Raw genomic sequence first — 17,267 nt, 5'->3', positions numbered from 1 at the left:
TCTGCAGCTGGTTGCGTCATTGCGACCTGGAGGGCAGCGGGCTGCCTCCCACCAGCAGCATCACCATGATCAGCAGACAGGCACTGCCAACGAAGGGACTGATCTGTCCCAACAGGTCGTAGCTGAGTCCGGCCAGAGGTGGTCCCAGGAAACTCCCCAGGCTCTGCAGTGCCTGAAGGCTGCCCAATGCCGTGCCCTGTCCCTCCGAGTCGAGGCGGCGCGACACAAGACTGCGCAGGCTCGGGGTGACCAGGCCTGTTCCGGTGGCGAGGATGGCCACGGAACTGAACACGCCGATCTGAGCCTGTTGAGGTGATGTTGAGGGAATCAGCAGGCATCCAAGGATCACCAAGCCCAGACCGATCAGGGTCAGTTTCCATTCTCCGAGTTGTTTCACGAGGGGACCGATCAGGCCTCCCTGCACCACGGTGGCCACCACGCCCACAATTAGGAAGGCGGTTGTGGCGAGCTCTGGCCCCCAGTTGAAGCGCTGTTTGAAATAGAGCACCAGGATGGCGGTGAAGCCGTTGAAGGCCAGAAAGAACAGGAAGAAGCTGAGACAGAGTCGCCCGACAGCGGGGTTGCCAATCACCTTGGCGATCTGGGCGAAGGGGTTGAGGTCTCGTTTGCGCGGCATGGCTTGGCGCGCCGAGCGGGGATGGGTCTCCGGAAGCAAACCCAGCACCACCAGCAGGTTGAACAGGGCGAAACCGGTGGCCACCCAGATCGGCACGGTCACGTTGATGCGGGCTAGCTGTCCTCCCACGAACGGTCCGATGATGAAGCCGAGACCAAAGGCCACCCCGATCAAGCCGAAAGCGCGTGCCCGTTGTTCCTCGGGAGTGATATCAGCCAGCACTGCTCCAGCGGTGGCTGCGGTTCCGCCGCTCACACCATCGATGAGGCGAGCGCCGAACAGCAGCATCAGCGGCAAAGTGGCGCCCTTGGGCCAGTCCATGCTCACGGTAAGGGCGAACAGGCCCAGACCCAGTACCGAGCCTGCAACGCAGGTGGCGATCACGGGCCGGCGGCCGAAGCGATCACTGAGGGCTCCGATTAGGGGTGTGGCAGCAAACTGCGCGAGTGCGTAGCTGCCGGCTAGCAGACCCAGTGTGCGCCCATCGGCGTTGAAGCTCGCCAGTAGGAATGGCAGCAATGGGAAGACGATGCTTTCGCTGAGTCGGTCATTGAGCAGCGTCAGAAAGGCGCTGAGCAGAGTGGGGACACGTGGTTGCTGCAAGGCAGCCGCTGGGCAGGTGAGACTCACATTCCCATAGGCACTGGCCATGGTCCTGCGTTTGATCGTTCCAGATGACGAGATTCTTCTCCGGGAGATCTATGCCGATGCCATCGAGAGTCAGGCTCCACAGTTGTATTCGGATCAGCAGGTGAAGTCCTGGGCAGCACTCGCCTGGTTGCCGGGTGTGCTGGATCAAACCCTGAAGCAGGGTTCCGGCTGGATCAGTGGTGAGGATGCCGCTTTTGCGATGCGTTACCCGCAGGACCGGCTTGCTCTTCTCTATTGCCGGGGCCGTGCGGCACGTCAGGGCCACGGCAAAGCGCTACTAGAGAGACTTGAAGCCGATGCGATCGCGGATGGCGTCAGATTTCTGCGCACCGAAGCCAGTCAGTTCAGTCGTCCGTTGTTTGAGCGCTATGGCTGGAGCCTGGTTGCTCCGGAAACGATCACGATCGCTGGAGTGCCCTTTGAGCGCTATCGGATGCACAAAGCACTGGGCAAGCTGCGTAGCTGATCAAGCTGATCAAGGGCCCGACCCTGTTCCAGCACTGTGGTCGCCCGCTCAATCCCCGAGTCAAGACTCTCGCTCAGGCCAGCATTCCAGAGGTAGGCACCCGCATTCCAGCGCAGAGCTTCGCTGAGGGGACCACGGTTGCTGAGCGCTTCGAGGGCCTGGCTCTTCCAGGTGCTCTCCGACGACCACTCCACGTCTGCGTTGTGGCATCCGTGATCGCGGGGGTGAAGGATCAGACGTTCAGCCTGACCATCGCGGACACGGGCTGTGATGCAGGCCCGACCGATGGGAAGATCTGTTCCTCCTTCCAGGCCTTTCACAGTGAGCAGGTCGGTTTCGCCTGCAAGTCTGAGCGCTTCCCAGGCCCGGCTTTCGGTTGGTGGGTGCACAAACCCACTCACCAGAAGGTGGTCTCCCTGGTGGGCCGTCCATAGGAGCTCGAGGCTGGCCACGGGAGGCCGTTTTCCCAGTTCTTCCCGGTAATGAATCAGTGTTTCCGCGATCGCGAAATGATCCGGTTGATGAATGAGCGCGAAGCCATGTGTGTTGAATCCTTCCTGAACAGTGCTCAGGGGCATTCCACCCAGATTCAGATCCAGAAGGCGGAACAGATCGATGGCTGTGATGCCGTATTTGATCGGCATGCGGTCACCCCCCTGCAGCACGACCGGTTGACCGCAAGCCACCAGCACAAGGCTGGTGAGTGGGTAGATGGGCGCAGTTCTGGTCCGACCGTCAAATGGCATGCCGAAGCAGAGCGGTCTTCTCTGATCGGCAGGGCTGTGAACAACGGGCCCCATCGATCGATAGGTGTCGAGCATGCCGGTGAGCTCTTGGGGCTCCGGCCGGCGTATGCGGTGCGCAATCAGGAAAGCGCCAATTTGTGCCGGCGTGGCCTCCTCCCTGAGCATGAGTGCCAAAGCATCGGCAGCTTCCTCTCGACTCAAGCCTTTGCTGGTGTGTTCGCCGCTACCGACTTTGCGTAGGTGCTGTTTAAAGCGCTCGCGGCCAGTGCCGACAGTGCTTGTCAAGGGCCTTACCAACGCTTCATGCAGTGTTCTGCAGCGAGGTCACTTTCAGGGGTAGCGATTGCTACCGATCGCTTCACGTAAGCATCGAGAGCCCTTCGAACCGTCCATGTTGAGGATGGCTGGGGTTATGGCGCCCATCGGCGTAATAGAGACGCTCAAGTACCAAACTTGTGGTGACGCTTGAGTTGTGATTCTGGTGATTCAGCAGTGTCGCGAGTGTGCGAAAAAGAGTGTTCATCGATCACACGATCAGCGAATTCAATAGAGCAGTTCTGAATCGATCGAGATGTAGTCAATGCATCCAAAATAGGTTTTGGTTTTGGTTGCCTTTGTAGCTGTTTTCTGCTGCAAGGCGCGACAGTCTCTTTTTCGATTTCAGTATTGTTTATGACTGTTTCGCCCATGTCCACGCCATCATTGGCGGCCCCATCGCCCTCCACATTGACCGCCTCGTTGATGGCTGCCAAAAAGGCGAAAGGGATGAGTTTCGCGGATCTTGAGGCGGCTCTTGGGCTTGATGAGGTGTGGATTGCTTCTCTGTTCTATGGACAGGCCACAGCCTCTGCCGATGAGGCGGAGAAGCTGGCGTCCTTACTGTCGTTGGACCCCGCAATCACAGCTGCGATTCAGGAGTTTCCGACCAAAGGCAGTCTTGAGCCTGTGATTCCAACCGATCCCCTGATCTATCGCTTTTACGAGATCATGCAGGTGTATGGCATGCCCCTGAAGGATGTGATTCAGGAAAAGTTTGGAGATGGAATCATGAGTGCTATCGATTTCACCCTGGATGTGGACAAAATTGAAGATCCGAAGGGTGATCGGGTTCAGATTACGATGTGCGGAAAGTTTTTGCCCTACAAAAAGTGGTGATTTCACTTTTTGGTTTTCACTGAAGTCATGCAATAAAGTTTTAAGCCCGACATTTGTCGGGCTTTTGTTTGCTCAGGTTCGAAATTGCTGTTGCAATTGTTGGCAGGCCAATTGTTTGCGTGATTCACTGCTGAGCGTTTGGCTCAGCTCTTTTAGCCAACGTTGACTGATCGGAGTTGCGATGCAGCCAAGGGCACGGAACGCAGCAGCAGCGACATCGTCGGATCCGGTTTTGCACAGATTCGATAGGCGTTCACTGATCACCGCCCCATCCCTGCGTTGCAACACCCGAATCGTGGCGATCACCACTGGATCGCGGAAATCGTTGAGGGGTTCAGTGCACAACTTGAGTAATTCCTCGTCGCTCAGGCTATGAGCGCGGAAACCCACTAACTGCAATCCCGCCAAGCGATGATGTTGTCCGGGGTGATGCAAACACTCCTTCACCACATGTTCTGGAACATCTGCACCCCAGCAAGACAAAGCCTCAAGGATGCACAGGTTGAGTTCAGCTAATTCGGAGCTGTTTTTGAGTTGATCAAGCAGCCAGTCTCTCGCTGCTTGCTGGTGGCACAGTCCAGCTGCCAGCACAAGATCGGGAAGTGCTCCATGCTGCTGAATCAATTGTTCAATGATTGGCCAGCCTTGTTCAGCCAGCATTCCAAGTTTTTCGCAGAGCGCACGGCGTAGCTCAACTGAAAAGCTGGGAGAGTAAACCTCCCCCAGCCATTCGGGCTCCAAAGGAGCACGTCGTGATTTTGAAAGCCGTTCCCAGAGAACGGCTTCATTCACGGGTAGAGACACAGAACATCAATCAGCGGGCGCCAAGCTCAGCGGCCAGCTCGCGTTCCAGTTTGTCATCATGTTCGCTTGGCAGCACGTTACCGATGTTGGTGCGGTGGGTGCTGTAAAAGAGCATGCCGATGAACACCATGCCGCCAATGATGTTGCCAATGGTGACGGGCAGGAAGTTCCAGAAAATGCACTTCCAGAAGGGAACTCCAGATCCGAGGATTGGCCCTGCGGTGTGCAGAAACTGATTCACCACAATGTGCTCCATTCCCATTGATTGGAATGCTGTGATGGGTAGCCAGCAAGCCAGAATCTTTCCAGGCACACTTTTACTCACCAGGGCCATGGTTACACCGAGGCAAACCAGCCAGTTGGCGATCAAGCCTCGAATAATGGCCAGGAAGAATCCCATCGACTGAAGGTTCTCATATTTGACAACAACGTTGGTTTTATTCAACGCGATGATTTTCGCTGCTACCTGTTGCCACATTCCGCCACCATCAGCAGCTGATGCTGGATCAACCGTTCCTCCACTGGTGAGGCTGATCGCCATCAGAACTGCCACAACCGCAGTTCCAATCCAGTTACCGAGCCACACCCAACCCCAGTTTCTAAAGGTTGCACCCCAGGTGCTTTTACCTGCCCAGGTGGCCATTGGTAGAAGAGCGAAGTTGCCTGTGACCAACTCCATGCCAAACAAGACAATGCTGGCGAAACCGAATGGGAAGAGCAGGGAGCCCAGCCATGGTTGACCACTTTTGAGCCCCACTGTGAGTGCAAGGATCACGGCCAGACCAAGGATCGCTCCCGAATAAAATCCTCTGAGCAAGAGGTTTTTAACGCTGACGGTGGATTTCTTGCCACCGGCACCGATCATGCCGTCGACAAGTTCATTGGGTAGGACGTAGTCCATCTGTGAAGCAGTCACACTCATGAGTTCAATGCGGTTAAGAGGGAATGAAGCGGTTGATGAAGTCCTGAGATCAACAGTTAACGGCTGATCTTGTTCATTAATCTGGAAAATGCATCCTGCTTATGCGCAGCCCGTGAAATCGGTTGTTTATCTTGGCCAGCTTTTGTAAACCAGTTGACCAGTCTTGAGAACAAATCGCTGTTGCTAGACATGAATTAATACTGCAAATTTGTTGTGTGATTGGTTTGGCTGTGATGGCCTCAAAAAGTCAGCACCAACACGGCAAAACGATTGATCTGCTCAGCTGTTTCAACTTTTGGTTCGTGGTTTTGCGCCGAACCGTTCAATCAGCACTTCGCGCAGAACCTCTTTGATGTTTTCAGCTGGAATGGCCTTCTGATGGAGTTCACCCACCGTTGGATTGGGTCCCTGCGATCCACCAAGGGTCATCGTGTAGCCATCATCTGTTTTGCCCTCACTGTTTTTGGCTTTGGCGCCTGTTAGGCCGATTGCGCCCATGTACGCCTGGCCGCAGCTGTTGGGGCAACCTGTCCAGTGAATTTTCAGTTCTTCTGGCAGATCAAGCTCCTGATCGAGCTCTTTGGCAGCTGCCAAGGCTTGATCCTTGGTGTTGGTGAGTGCAAATCCGCAATACGTGCTTCCTGTGCATGACACGGTGCCAGCCGAAATCGCACCAGGTTTGAGTGGAAATCGTGCGAGCAGTGGGTCGCTTTCAAAAGCTTCGACCTGTGCTTGCGGCAGTCCAACAATGATCACGTTCTGATCTTCAGTGAGCCGCACTTCTCCGCTTCCGTAGGTGATGCTCGCCGTGGCCAGATCATGAAGATCCTGCGCTGTTAGGCGACCAACCGGAACGTGGAGACCCGCAAAGACCAGCCCATCCTGTTTCTGCGGGTGAATGCCGTAGTGCGACCGGGGCGTGGTGTCAAACACAGACCCTGGGTCGGGTGTTAGAGGCCCGAACTGTTCTTCAACCTGATTGCGGAAGTTGTCGTGGCCAACTTCATCGAGATACATTCTGAATCGACCTTTTGGGCGTTTGTTGCGTTCTCCGTTATCTCTCCAGAGACGAATCACCGTATCGGTCATCCGACAAATTTCATCTGGCTTGACCCAGGCATTCAGCGGGATGGCATAGGCATTCATCTGTGATGAAAGAATGCCGCCAATCCATACACCGAAACCCATCACACCATCTTTTTCTACGGGATGGAAAGCAATGTCGTTGTGAAGAAGGAAATTGTCTTTTGCACCGGCAACTGCCGTATTCCATTTTCTGGGAAGATTGGAATATTCAGGATTTCCTTTGCGGTGATTCGTTAAAAAGTTTTCAAGTTCATCTGTGTAAGGTCTGGTATCGAGGATTTCCTTTGGATCAATCCCGGCGATTGGGTTGCCGGTGACATTACGAGGATTATCAAAACCCGACTGGATCGTACTCAGATCAGCTTCTTCAAGGCGCTTGAGGATTTCTGGCAGGTCGCCAAGAAGCACTCCTCTCAGTTGCAGGTTCTGCCTGGTGGTGATATCACAGCTGCCGTTCTCTCCGTAGCGCTCAACAATGGAGCCGATAACGCGCAATTGTTGAGCGGAGAGCACACCGTTGGGAACCCGCAGGCGCAGCATGAATTTGCCGGGTGTTTTCGGCCGCCAAAACATTCCATACCATTTCAATCGCAATTGAAGGTCGGTTTCATCAACCTGCTCCCACCCCATTTCGGCAAATTTCTCAATTTCACTACCAACGAGCAGGCCATCTTTGGCCGACTTGTTCTGTTCGATCTTATTCAGCTTCTTGCCATCCAGATAGGGCCTGGAAGGAGAGCTAATCGTCATGATCTTGTTCAGCGAGGGGCGAATGATTGGTCATGAAATGCTGCTGATCAATCAAAGGGTCCAGATGACCTGCGCTTCAAAAAGAAGGTGAGCGCTCTTGCGGCAGTTAAGAGGCTTGTCAGGGGTCTGTCGGTAGTGGATTGAACAATTTCCCCAGCCGACTGTTCAATTCAGGTGGGATGGACGAATTGGTGACTGTGGCTACATCTCATCCGCCCGACGGAGCTCTAGAAGGCTGCCTTTCGCGGACTCAGTATTGACGTCCAACTTCGCCAATCATTCGGATCGCTCCGTAGCGAAGCATCTGCCAGACGCGTTTCATGGCGGCGAAATCCCGGTCGAGCTCACTTTTGAACTGGGCGTCCCTGTGGTGACTTCTGCGTCTGTCATCGGCATGCCAATGACGGTGAGCCCTTTCCGAGCGATAGCTTTGAACGGTGGAGTCTCGCTGGAACCGACCTTCAGGGACAGTGCGATCGATGGATCGACGGCGCGACATGGCAGCAGGAGGAATGACAATCCATCGATGACAACAGTCAGTTCGACCTTTGATCCGTGGCCATTGCTACGGAATAGCGATCTTGGTTGTCAGCGAGCGATCAGATTGGTTGTGCATGGACGCTCAGGTGGCGTCGTTCCTGAATCATTGATTGAGCTGCAGCAGGCGCTCCAGCAGCGTCGTCAGGCTCCTGTGCAGCTTGAAGTGCTCACTTCCGAGACAGCACCTGCGTGTCCAGAACAGCCCAGTTGGTTGGTGCCTTTGTTGTTATGGCCGGGATCGCATGCGCGTGCGGATGTGCCTGAGATCAGACATCGCATGCAGCGTGAAGGTGCGGACGTTGAGTTGCTTCCTTTCCTTGGGTCTTGGCAAGGCTGGTGGGCTCTCGTGGCTGAAGCACTTCAGCCCTTTGCTGCTCAGGGCTCAGTTCTGGTTCATCACCCATTGAGTTCTGAAGAGGCCGATCGTTTCCTCCAGGAGTTGTCCGAGCGCATGGGGCTGCCTCTGCTGCCCTTCGACGATTGGTCTGACTATCAGAAAATCCACCCCGAGGCTCACCCACTGATGCTTGCGTTGGCCCCCAATCGCATGACGGAGGCACTGAGCGAGGCTGGAGGTCTTCCACCGCTTCTTGACCTCGCTCTGATTCGTCAGGGCCTGATCGACTTGCTTGCCGCTCTGCCGTGACGACTGCTGAACTCACCGGAACCGTTTATCTCGTCGGTGCAGGCCCTGGAGATCCCGATTTACTCACTGTGAGGGCCCATCGCCTGTTGGGTCGCTGTGATGCATTGGTCTACGACTCCCTGGTTCCTCGCGAGGTTCTTGACCTAGTGCCCGAGCACTGTGAGCGCCATTTCGTGGGCAAGCGTCGTGGGCATCACTCCGTTCCCCAGCCGAGTACGAATGCGGTGCTGGTGACGTTGGCAGCCCGCCACCGCTGCATTGTGCGTCTCAAGGGCGGGGATCCCTTTCTGTTTGGACGCGGTGGTGAGGAAGCTGCGCATCTGGTGAAACACGGCGTTTCGGTGCAGGTGGTGCCAGGGGTGACCGCTGGTATTGCCGCACCCGCCTACGCCGGTATTCCTGTGACCCATCGTCGCGCCGGTTCCTCTGTCACCTTCGTGACCGGTCATGAGGAGATCGACAAGCGCCGTCCCAGTGTGAATTGGCGCTCATTGGCTACAGCCAGTGATGGTCTGGTGATTTACATGGGTCTGCATAACCTGCCGAAGATCGCCGCTGAGCTGGAGGCAGGTGGTCTCAGTGCTGAGACCCCAGTGGCTGTGATTCAGCAGGGGACTGTGGCCGGGCAGCGTTGTCTCAAGGCGACTCTCTCAGACGTTGCTGCGCGCACCCGCAGTGAAGGCTTTGCCTCGCCCTCCGTGATTGTGGTTGGAGATGTGGTGAATGAGCAGGTGGAATCCTGTGCGCCACGGCCTGCCGATGTCACCATGCCGATCCCGTTCTGATGGTCAGGTTGGTGGCTGATCTGCGGATTCCTTCAGCCTTGATCTGAGCTGCACCAGGTTGCAGGGGTGGGTTTCGCTGTTCAGCTGGGCTGAGATCAGTCGCTCCCAGGCTGTGGTGACGGCATCCTGTGATCCAGGCAGAACGAAGATGAACGTGCCGTTGGCCACTCCCGCGAGGCAGCGACTCTGCAGGCTGCTCGTGCCGATGGTCTGGAACGAGAGCATTCGGAACAGTTCGCCGAACCCATCGATGGTCTTGTCCAGCAAGGGGCCGATCGCTTCAGGGCTGCCGTCGCGTCCCGTCAGGCCTGTGCCGCCTGTGGTGATCACCACGTCAACGGCTGAATCGACGATCCATTGGCTGACGAGCGCTCGAATCCGATAGCGGTCGTCCGGACAGATTGCACGAGTCTGCAAGTGATGACCGGCATCGATCAGTCGTTGCTGAAGCAGATCTCCGCTCGGGTCGTTCTCCAGGGTCCGACTGTCTGAAATCGTCAGCAGGGCAATGGACAGCACGCAGCGTTGATTGAGGTGTGATCGACAAACGCTAGAACCGTGAAGCTTTCGTGTGGCACGGATGAACCAGAGTCAATCCGATGCGCCAGCTTCGGTGAAGGTGTTGTTGTTTGCTTCACTGCGGGACCAGGCGGGTTGGTCTGATCGTTGTATTGCACTGAATGCGCCGGCTGTGCAGACAGCCAGAGAGATCTGGGATCTGCTTGAACTGGGTGACTTACCTCAGGTGGTGCTTGTTGCCATCAACCAGGACATCGTCAGCGCCGATCATCCAGTGCAAGCGGGGGATGAACTGGCTTTCCTGCCGCCATTCACAGGAGGTTGATCGTGCTGCCGAATCCTGACGAGGTGCAGATTGTCATTCATGACCAAGCCATCTCGGGTGTCGTGCAGCTCGACGACTGGTTGCGGTCCCAGATGGATGCCGCCACCGCGATCTTCATGGGCCGCGTGCGTGATGTCGCCATGGATGGACGACCGCTGGAGGCCCTGGAGCTCAGTCACTATCCGGGATTGTGCGAACGTTTGATTGAGGCCTCCGCTCGCCAGCTACTGCAGCACCATGGTTGCCGTTCCGTGCTTGTGCTGCACCGAGTCGGCAGGTTGCTGTCTGGAGAGTTGATCGTTTTGGTGGCGGTCAGCGCTGATCGGCGTGGACCTGCACAACGTTGCTGTGCAGCCTTGCTTGAGGCTCTCAAGCATGACGCTCCCTTTTGGAAGCGGGAATGGAGCAATGGCGTTGGGACCTGGCTGTCGGAAAACACAGCGCTTTGACCCCAAGGGTGTTTCAGAGCAATCGCCGACGCAGCAGTTGTGCCCAGAGCTGATCTCCGCGTTCCAGGTCGCCTGACTCCGCAGGGATCTCCAACAGCAGATCCGCATTCTGGAGGGAGCCGATGCGTGAGGAGGCCTGGGATCCATCGACTCGGGCACGCAGTTCTCCGTCAGCAGAGCAGATCAAAGAAGCCCGGGCCAGTTCCGGCCGTCCTGGCCTGCGCCGGTAAGGCGTCTCAAGGCTTACCCGCAGTCGTGGTAACAGCTCCGGTTCCTGCTGGCCCTCCAGCAGCTGCAGCGCTGGCCAGAGCAGCTGCAATGCTGTGACGGCTGCTGCAACGGGATTGCCTGGCAGGCCAAAGAACGGCACGTTATCGCCCACGCAGCCAAAGGCGAAGGGCCGACCCGGCTTGAGGAACAGTTTCCAGAAGTCCACCTCGCCAAGCTCCGTCATCAGCGGTCGGATCCAGTCGCTGTCACCGGCGGAGACACCTCCGGTGCTCACCAACACATCACAACTTGAGCCCAACTCAACGATCGTTTTGCGCAGGACTTGCGGTTGATCAGCTACCACCCGGCAATCCCACGCTTGATAGCCAAGACGCTTCAGTAGGCCTTTCAGCAAGGTGCTGTTGCTTTCCCAGATGGCTCCCTCAGGTCGTCGTTCACCCGGAGACACCAATTCATCGCCGCTGATCAGCAGCCCGATGCGTGGTTGGCGATAAACATTCAGTTGCTGGACGCCACAGCTGGCAGCTTGGGCAAGATCTGCAAGTCCGAGGCGTTGTCCCGGCATCAGCAAAGTGGACCCTTGACTGCATTCCTCGTTGGCCGGCCGGATCCATGGGTTGGCCGAGGCCTCCTGTTTCAAGCAAAGACTGTCGTTCACCCTCTGCACCAGTTCCTGGGGCAGAACCCAGTCAGCTCCTTCAGGCAAGGGTGCACCGGTGAGAATTCGAATGGCTTCGCCGTGGGCAAGTACAGAGGGGTAGGGGGCGGCCGGTGCGGATCGACCCACCAACGTCCAGGTGTCATCAACGGCTGGTTGCTGACTTTGGCCCAGGGCGTAGCCGTCCATGATCGAGGCCCTGAAGCCGGGAACATCGGCCCTGGCCAGCACGGCAGCTGCGTTCACGCGTTCCAGAGCGTCTGTTAATGGAACCGTCTCGATGAACGCTTGAGCACGTCGTGTTGTTCCCAGTTGGATCGCGTCCAGCACACGCATTCGAGCATCTGCAAGCTGTAGGCCCTCACGGCCATAGGGGTCAGCAGCTCCAGCTGCCATGGCGACCCCCATCCTTGTGCAACAGCTGAATTCGGTTGATCGTCATGCCCGGCTCAACCGACTTCAACATGTCGTAGAGAGTGACCAGCCCGATGGAGACGCTGGTGATCGCTTCCATCTCCACGCCGGTTTGACCGGTCGTGCGACAGCTGACCCGCACAGTCAGGCCGGGCAACGATGGGTCCGGTTCAATTTCCACGTCGATGCCGCTCAGGGGCAAAGGGTGGCAAAGGGGAATGAGCTCGGATGTGCGCTTGGCGGCTTGAATGGCAGCAACGCGTGCCACGGCCATCAAGTCTCCTTTGGATGTTTCGCCGTTCAGCACCAGATCCAATGTGGATCTGCGCATCACCAGCGAACCCAACGCGGTCGCCTCGCGTTTGGTGATGGCACGATCACCGACTTCAACCATGTGCACCTCACCCTGATTGGTGAGGTGCGAAAGCTGTTCAGACATCGATGAATCGTGTGCTGACTGAGTTCGTCAGTGTTGATCAGCGCTCACCCAGCACCGACCACATTGCAGCCTGGGAGGTGATCACGGGCTCGACCTGGGTTGAAGAAGTTGACGTCTCGACTGGAGCGACTGAGGCTTGCTGGCTCCGGACCATCTGTATGGCCAGAGAGGCCACGATGAATGCGCCGATGAAACCTGCTGCAACGGTGATTGGGCTACGGCTTGCGCTGGTTGTTGAGTAGGAGCGAACCATTCGGAGATGGGCAATCTCCATTCACTATGGATAAAAACTGTAAGAACCGCTACTGAGCTCACTGAAACTTTGCAGTGACGACCCTTCTTGCTGGGAGTGAATCAGCAGGAGGCCGGAAGCGAGTCCCTCGGAGGCCAACCAGCCGTGGGCTGAGCCAAGAATCATTCCCAGACAGAGGGCGAAACGCATTGAAGTCATCAACGTTGAGCCGAGCATCTCTGCTTTGCGCTTCGTCGTTGGTCGTTGTTGCCACTGTTTCCAGCTAGAGATATGCAAACCGTTGTTGTTACTACCAATGCATCCGCAGCTGGATCAGTCGCGGCACTGTTTTGCATTCGAACAGGACTTCATCGGCTCCTGGCGATGTATCCCCTTATGTGTTCGCCGCAAACTTGATTTGGCAGGCATCAAGCTCAAGCTGAGTCACTGGTTGGCGATGAGTCATGAGCAGCGTCAGGGCCTCGTCGACTGGGGCGATTCCCCCGAGCACCTGGCGCAGATGCGTGAACATCTGCGCGCCTGCACCGCTGCGATGGTTGATGGCATGGTCAAAGATCTGCCTCCTGCCGTGCAGGAGCCCTGGCAGCGACCGGCTCGGCTTCCGGATCAGCTTCTGGATGCTGCTCGACTTCGTGGCATCGACCTGACGTCTCAGACCTGGATGAAGCTGCGGGAGCTGGATCGCTTCGCCCTCTGCAAGCTGGCGCGCCCTGGCCATGATCATCACAACCTTGATGCCGCGTTCAGCGAAGTGCTGGGATGAGCATCCTGCGCAGCCTCTCCAGTCGGCCGCTCTGTTGTTCGACCGGTTGCATCACCGAGACGGCAGGGGCAACCACCACCGCCGTTGCCTTGAGTTCAGGTTGTTTGGAGATCGGGCAGGCCTGATCGTGCATCAGGGTGTTGGCTTCACAGGCTTCGGATTGCGTGAACCCCCAATGCATCGGAAGGAAGACTGATCCCTTGCGGATCCGATCGGTCACGCTCACACGTGCTGTGAGCGTGCCTCGCCTGGAGGTGATCGCCGCCAGGCCCTCATCTTCGATGGCGAATTGTTCCGCATCACTGGGATGAATCTCCAGGCGGGGTTCCGGGTGCATGCTGTTCAGACGCTTCACTTTTCCAGTGCGCGTCATCGTGTGCCACTGACCGAGATAGCGACCAACGGTGAGCACCAGTGGATAAATCTCACAGGGTGGTTCCGCCAGTCCCAGCGGAGCATCCGACTGGAAGCGGGCACGCCCGTTGGCTGTTGGGAATCGCTTGCCGACGTACAGACGCTTGGCTGCTTGCGTCGGCTCATGGCCGAGGGGGAAAGGCCATTGCTGCGGACCATGCTCATACAGCAGCTGGTGGCTCAGCCCTGAAACATCGCAGATTCGGCTTGCGGACAGAGCGGCAAATTCGCTGTACACCTCTGCTGATGAGGCGTAGGTGAACTGATCGACGAACCCCAGACGACGTCCGAGCTCTGCGAAGACCTCCCAGTCGGGTCGGCTGTCGCCATGCTGTGGTCTGAACGCCGGGCAGAGCGTTACACGGCGCTCCGAATTGGTCATGGCTCCAGACTTTTCGCTCCACTGCGATGCAGGCAGCAGTAGGTGGGCGTAGTGAGATGTTTCCGTGTCGGCATAGGCCTCGCTCACCACCACGAGGGGGCAGCGTTCCATGGCTGCTTTCACCCGCTCGAGATCAGGCATGCTCACCAGGGGGTTCGTGGCAGCGACCCACCAGAGATCCAGTTCACCCCGCTCCATTGCTTCCACCTGTTGCCAGGCACTCAGTCCAGGTTCTGCAGCGATGGATCCTGAGGCCAATCCCCAGGCCTGCTCCACTTCGGAGCGATGGTCTGGGTTGGTCACCAACCTGTAGCCCGGTAGCAGGTGGGCCAGGCCTCCGGCTTCACGGCCGCCCATGGCATTGGGCTGGCCTGTTAGTGAAAACGGTCCTGCACCGGGCTTACCGATTTCACCGGTCAGCAAATGCAGATTGATCAGTCCACTCACGACGGCCGTGCCCTCTCTGCGTTGGTTTACGCCCATGGACCAGAGGCTGAGGATGCCTGCTCTGCGACTCCAGAGTCTGCCAACGTCGCGCAGTTCCTGTTCTGTGATCCCGCAGAGCTTGGCGGTCTCCTCAGCTGTCCAGGTATTGATCGTTTTGGCGTAGTCAGAGAAGCCTTCCGTCGCGGCATCGATGAAATCGCTGTCGAAGCCGTTGTCTTCAATGACGAGTCGAGCAAGACCGTGGAGCAGGGCGAGATCGGTGCCCGCGGCGATGGCTAGATGATGGTCGGCAATCTTGGCTGTGTCTGTGCAACGAGGATCCACGACAACGATGGTGAGGCCCTTGGGATCGCGTTTTTTGCGTTTGAGCAGACGCTGGAACAGCACGGGGTGGCATTCGGCCGTGTTTGTTCCGATCAGGAATGCCACGGAACAGTGATCGAGATCCTCGTAGCAACAGGGAGGACCGTCAGAGCCAAGGCTGCGGGTGTAGCCGGCCACCGCTGAACTCATGCAGAGGCGGGAATTGGCATCGAAATTGTTGGTGCCCAGAGCTCCTTTCAACAGCTTCTGAGCCATGTAGTAGTCCTCGGTGTGGAATTGGCCCGAGCCATACATGGCAATGGCATCGGCACCTTTGCCGCTGAGGGTGCTGCGAATCCGGCCTGTCAGGAGGTCAAAGGCACTGTCCCAGCTGATCGGCTGGAAATCATCATTGAAGGTTGGCCGGTAGAGGGGTTGAGTGAGCCTTCCCTTGGCCAGGGTCTCTCCCACCGTGGCCCCTTTGATGCAGACCTGTCCCAGGTTGGATGGATGCTGTTTGTTGCCACGTGCAGTCCACATCGGGTTGCCCTCGGCATCCCGTTTCACAGATTTTCCCGCTTCTCCCGGTGGCATCAGTTCCAGACCGCAGCCCACGCCGCAGTAAGGGCACTGACTCTGAATGCTCTTGCAGGGACTGGTCATCAAAGAATCCGATGGAATGCAAGATCCCCGGTGCTTTCATCACCAGGGATCAGTGATCTCAGTCGAGAGTGCTGATGGCTCAGCGAGCCATGGCAGCAGCTGATGACGAGGGACTTTCACCTTCATGCAACTCATCGAAGGATCCCTTGGGTTCCTTGAGGAAGAAGAAGCAGAAGAAAGCCACGATCAGACCTGCAATTCCCAGAATCTGGAAAAACGCACTGTTGGAGGCGGCGATCACCTCAGGGGAAGGATCCTTGCCTCCACCCATCCAGAGCGGCAGCAGGCTGAAAATGGTGAGGTAAGTCACGGCACCGACGTTGCCGTAGGCCCCAACCAGACCTGCCACCTGACCGGTGACGCGACGCTTCACCAGCGGCACGAGGGCGAATGTTGCGCCTTCCCCTGATTGAACGAAGAAGGAAGCAAGCATGGTGATCACCACGGCAATGAAGATGCCGGTGGAACCGCTGAATGTGCCCGGTTTGATCAGGCTCATCACCAGATAGCCGATGCCGAGGCCGGCTGTGAGAAAGCCCATGGTGTTTTTTCTGCTGCCGAGTTTGTCGGAGATCAGACCACCTGCTGGACGAGCGACCAGGTTCACGAAGGCGAAACAGGAGGCCAAGATTCCTGCTGTTGCTTTCGGCAGGTCGAATGTGGTTTCAAAGAACGTTGGCAGCATCGAAACCACAGCCAGTTCGGAACCGAAGTTCACGATGTAGGTGAGTTCGAGGATGGCCACCTGACGGAACTCATAACGATCTTCTTTGGGATACACCTTGGTTCCCATGATCAGTTCACGGTTGGTGCGGATGATTCCCCAGGTTTGGAAGATGAACCAGACAAGTACAGCCAGCAGGGCCAGTGGGTAAGTTCCAGCGTTCAGGAATCCAACTTTCTGAAGTCTCCAGCAGAGAACACAGAGAATTGCTGCGAAGGGAACATTCATGCCCAGCAATCCCCAGAAATCTCTCATCGAAGTGACTTCAAGACCTGCAGTCTTCTCAGGGCGTTGATATTCCTTTCCTGGAGGGGTGTCGGTGACGTTGAAGAAATAGATCACGCCATACACGGCCGAGATGATTCCCGTTAATGCAATCGCTCCTCGCCAGTTCAGGGTGGCGCCAGTGGGCAGTTCGAATCCCCCGGAGAAGGAGAGAAAGCCAGCCACTGCAACAAGACTCAGCGCTGAGAAAGCGGAGCCGAAATTGCCCCAGCCGCCATAGATGCCCTCCGCCAAACCGATTTCTTTGGGAGGGAACCATTCGGCCACCATGCGAATGCCGATCACGAAGCCGGCGCCCACGATGGAAAGCAGCAGACGGGACACCACCAGTTGATTGAAATCCTGGGCTGATGCAAACATCAGGCAGGGAATCACCGAGAACACCAGCAGGGTGGAATAGGTGCGTCGAGGGCCGAATTTATCCAGCAACATGCCAATGAGCACACGGGCTGGAATGGTGAGCGCAACATTGCAGATTGCAACTGTGCGGATCTGACCAACGGTTAGTCCGAGATCCGCTTTCACTGTTGTGGCGAGTGGCGCCAGATTGAACCAAACGACAAAAGTTAAAAAGAATGCAAACCAGGTGAGATGAAGTGTTCGGTATCTCCCCTGGAATGACCAGAGTTCGCCAAGCATGGGGTTTGTTGGTGTGGAGATTCAAACCCCGGCGTCGAAACGAAGGCACTCAGGATTTCAAAATGCGGCGCTCATGCAGACCGCCGAATAATTGCACCATTTGGTAGCTACATGAATCGTTGCATCGGTTACAAAATTTCAGCCCTGACAGCCCGGTGTCATTTATGTCTG

General features: G+C 56.8%; 21 protein-coding genes. 8 read left to right on the top strand and 13 right to left on the bottom strand.

Annotation, left to right across the window (positions count from 1 at the left end; translation table 11 throughout):
* Positions 1–16: 16 nt before the first annotated feature.
* Positions 17–1,288: an MFS transporter gene (locus DXY37_RS06310; protein ID WP_074160720.1), complete on the bottom strand. Its 1,272-nt coding sequence runs from the start codon at positions 1,286–1,288 to the stop codon at positions 17–19.
* Here DXY37_RS06310 and DXY37_RS06305 point away from each other — a divergent pair.
* The gene (locus tag DXY37_RS06305) at positions 1,287–1,754 is read left to right on the top strand and encodes a GNAT family N-acetyltransferase (protein WP_115125851.1); all 468 of its coding nucleotides are present in this window, start codon (positions 1,287–1,289) and stop codon (positions 1,752–1,754) included. The two genes, DXY37_RS06310 and DXY37_RS06305, sit on opposite strands and share 2 nt — an antisense overlap.
* Here the strand turns inward: DXY37_RS06305 and DXY37_RS06300 are convergent.
* Together DXY37_RS06300 and DXY37_RS13305 are read right to left on the bottom strand one after the other, a co-directional pair.
* A complete protein-coding gene (locus tag DXY37_RS06300; RefSeq protein ID WP_115125850.1) occupies positions 1,715–2,785 on the bottom strand; it encodes an anthranilate phosphoribosyltransferase family protein in 1,071 nt (356 codons plus the stop codon). The genes DXY37_RS06305 and DXY37_RS06300 overlap by 40 nt on opposite strands.
* 155 nt (positions 2,786–2,940) lie before the next feature.
* Complete coding sequence (locus tag DXY37_RS13305) at positions 2,941–3,252, bottom strand: hypothetical protein (RefSeq protein WP_170951793.1); 312 nt, start codon at positions 3,250–3,252, stop codon at positions 2,941–2,943.
* On the opposite strand from DXY37_RS13305, the gene cynS reads away from it, so the two are divergent.
* The gene (gene cynS, locus DXY37_RS06290) at positions 3,203–3,655 is read left to right on the top strand and encodes a cyanase (RefSeq protein ID WP_370594401.1); all 453 of its coding nucleotides are present in this window, start codon (positions 3,203–3,205) and stop codon (positions 3,653–3,655) included. The genes DXY37_RS13305 and cynS overlap by 50 nt on opposite strands.
* A gap of 72 nt (positions 3,656–3,727) precedes the next feature.
* Here the strand turns inward: cynS and DXY37_RS06285 are convergent, their stop codons facing one another.
* The 4 genes from DXY37_RS06285 to DXY37_RS06265 form a co-directional block, all read right to left on the bottom strand.
* Positions 3,728–4,447 (bottom strand): HEAT repeat domain-containing protein, encoded by a 720-nt coding sequence (locus DXY37_RS06285; protein WP_244276914.1) that lies wholly within the window; start codon positions 4,445–4,447, stop codon positions 3,728–3,730.
* Between the two features lie 22 nt (positions 4,448–4,469).
* Positions 4,470–5,360, bottom strand: coding sequence for a formate/nitrite transporter family protein (locus DXY37_RS06280; protein WP_115126013.1), 891 nt, complete (start codon positions 5,358–5,360; stop codon positions 4,470–4,472).
* 309 nt (positions 5,361–5,669) lie between these two features.
* Positions 5,670–7,217, bottom strand: a complete 1,548-nt coding sequence (locus DXY37_RS06270; RefSeq protein WP_115125845.1) for a ferredoxin--nitrite reductase — start codon at positions 7,215–7,217, stop codon at positions 5,670–5,672.
* Positions 7,218–7,467: 250 nt separating this feature from the next.
* The gene (locus DXY37_RS06265; protein ID WP_115125844.1) at positions 7,468–7,716 is read right to left on the bottom strand and encodes a hypothetical protein; all 249 of its coding nucleotides are present in this window, start codon (positions 7,714–7,716) and stop codon (positions 7,468–7,470) included.
* Positions 7,717–7,827: 111 nt separating this feature from the next.
* Between DXY37_RS06265 and DXY37_RS06260 the strand changes: the two genes are divergently transcribed.
* Complete coding sequence (locus DXY37_RS06260) at positions 7,828–8,403, top strand: DNA mismatch repair protein MutS (RefSeq protein WP_371637930.1); 576 nt, start codon at positions 7,828–7,830, stop codon at positions 8,401–8,403.
* On the top strand, positions 8,400–9,188 hold the full coding sequence (cobA, locus tag DXY37_RS06255) for a uroporphyrinogen-III C-methyltransferase (protein WP_115125842.1): 789 nt from the start codon (positions 8,400–8,402) through the stop codon (positions 9,186–9,188). The genes DXY37_RS06260 and cobA overlap by 4 nt, the downstream gene beginning before the upstream one ends.
* Positions 9,189–9,191: 3 nt before the next feature.
* On the opposite strand, the gene moaB is transcribed toward cobA, so the two are convergent.
* A complete protein-coding gene (moaB, locus tag DXY37_RS06250; protein WP_115125841.1) occupies positions 9,192–9,707 on the bottom strand; it encodes a molybdenum cofactor biosynthesis protein B in 516 nt (171 codons plus the stop codon).
* 61 nt (positions 9,708–9,768) lie between these two features.
* Here moaB and DXY37_RS06245 point away from each other — a divergent pair, with 61 nt between their 5' ends.
* On the top strand, positions 9,769–10,032 hold the full coding sequence (locus DXY37_RS06245; protein WP_115125840.1) for a MoaD/ThiS family protein: 264 nt from the start codon (positions 9,769–9,771) through the stop codon (positions 10,030–10,032).
* A gap of 50 nt (positions 10,033–10,082) precedes the next feature.
* Positions 10,083–10,481, top strand: a complete 399-nt coding sequence (locus DXY37_RS06240) for a molybdenum cofactor biosynthesis protein MoaE (RefSeq protein ID WP_244276939.1) — start codon at positions 10,083–10,085, stop codon at positions 10,479–10,481.
* 13 nt (positions 10,482–10,494) lie between these two features.
* Here DXY37_RS06240 and DXY37_RS06235 read toward each other — a convergent pair whose 3' ends face one another.
* Positions 10,495–11,778, bottom strand: a complete 1,284-nt coding sequence (locus tag DXY37_RS06235) for a molybdopterin molybdotransferase MoeA (RefSeq protein ID WP_244276912.1) — start codon at positions 11,776–11,778, stop codon at positions 10,495–10,497.
* The gene (gene moaC / locus DXY37_RS06230) at positions 11,747–12,223 is read right to left on the bottom strand and encodes a cyclic pyranopterin monophosphate synthase MoaC (RefSeq protein ID WP_115125838.1); all 477 of its coding nucleotides are present in this window, start codon (positions 12,221–12,223) and stop codon (positions 11,747–11,749) included. Before moaC ends, DXY37_RS06235 begins: the two co-directional genes overlap by 32 nt.
* Before the next feature lie 2 nt (positions 12,224–12,225).
* On the opposite strand from moaC, the gene DXY37_RS13745 reads away from it, so the two are divergent.
* Positions 12,226–12,465: a hypothetical protein gene (locus DXY37_RS13745; protein ID WP_170951806.1), complete on the top strand. Its 240-nt coding sequence runs from the start codon at positions 12,226–12,228 to the stop codon at positions 12,463–12,465.
* A 35-nt stretch (positions 12,466–12,500) separates the two neighbouring features.
* On the opposite strand, the gene DXY37_RS13295 is transcribed toward DXY37_RS13745, so the two are convergent.
* On the bottom strand, positions 12,501–12,665 hold the full coding sequence (locus tag DXY37_RS13295; RefSeq protein WP_170951805.1) for a hypothetical protein: 165 nt from the start codon (positions 12,663–12,665) through the stop codon (positions 12,501–12,503).
* 106 nt (positions 12,666–12,771) lie between these two features.
* On the opposite strand from DXY37_RS13295, the gene DXY37_RS06220 reads away from it, so the two are divergent.
* Positions 12,772–13,239: a nitrate reductase associated protein gene (locus DXY37_RS06220; protein ID WP_115125837.1), complete on the top strand. Its 468-nt coding sequence runs from the start codon at positions 12,772–12,774 to the stop codon at positions 13,237–13,239.
* Here DXY37_RS06220 and DXY37_RS06215 read toward each other — a convergent pair.
* Positions 13,220–15,448, bottom strand: coding sequence for a molybdopterin oxidoreductase family protein (locus DXY37_RS06215; RefSeq protein ID WP_115125836.1), 2,229 nt, complete (start codon positions 15,446–15,448; stop codon positions 13,220–13,222). The two genes, DXY37_RS06220 and DXY37_RS06215, sit on opposite strands and share 20 nt — an antisense overlap.
* Before the next feature lie 79 nt (positions 15,449–15,527).
* Complete coding sequence (locus DXY37_RS06210; protein ID WP_115125835.1) at positions 15,528–17,096, bottom strand: MFS transporter; 1,569 nt, start codon at positions 17,094–17,096, stop codon at positions 15,528–15,530.
* Positions 17,097–17,267: the final 171 nt, after the last annotated feature.

This window comes from Synechococcus sp. GEYO (assembly GCF_900473955.1).
Taxonomy (GTDB): Bacteria; Cyanobacteriota; Cyanobacteriia; order PCC-6307; family Cyanobiaceae; genus Synechococcus_C.
This window is presented reverse-complemented; position numbering and strand designations above follow the sequence as displayed.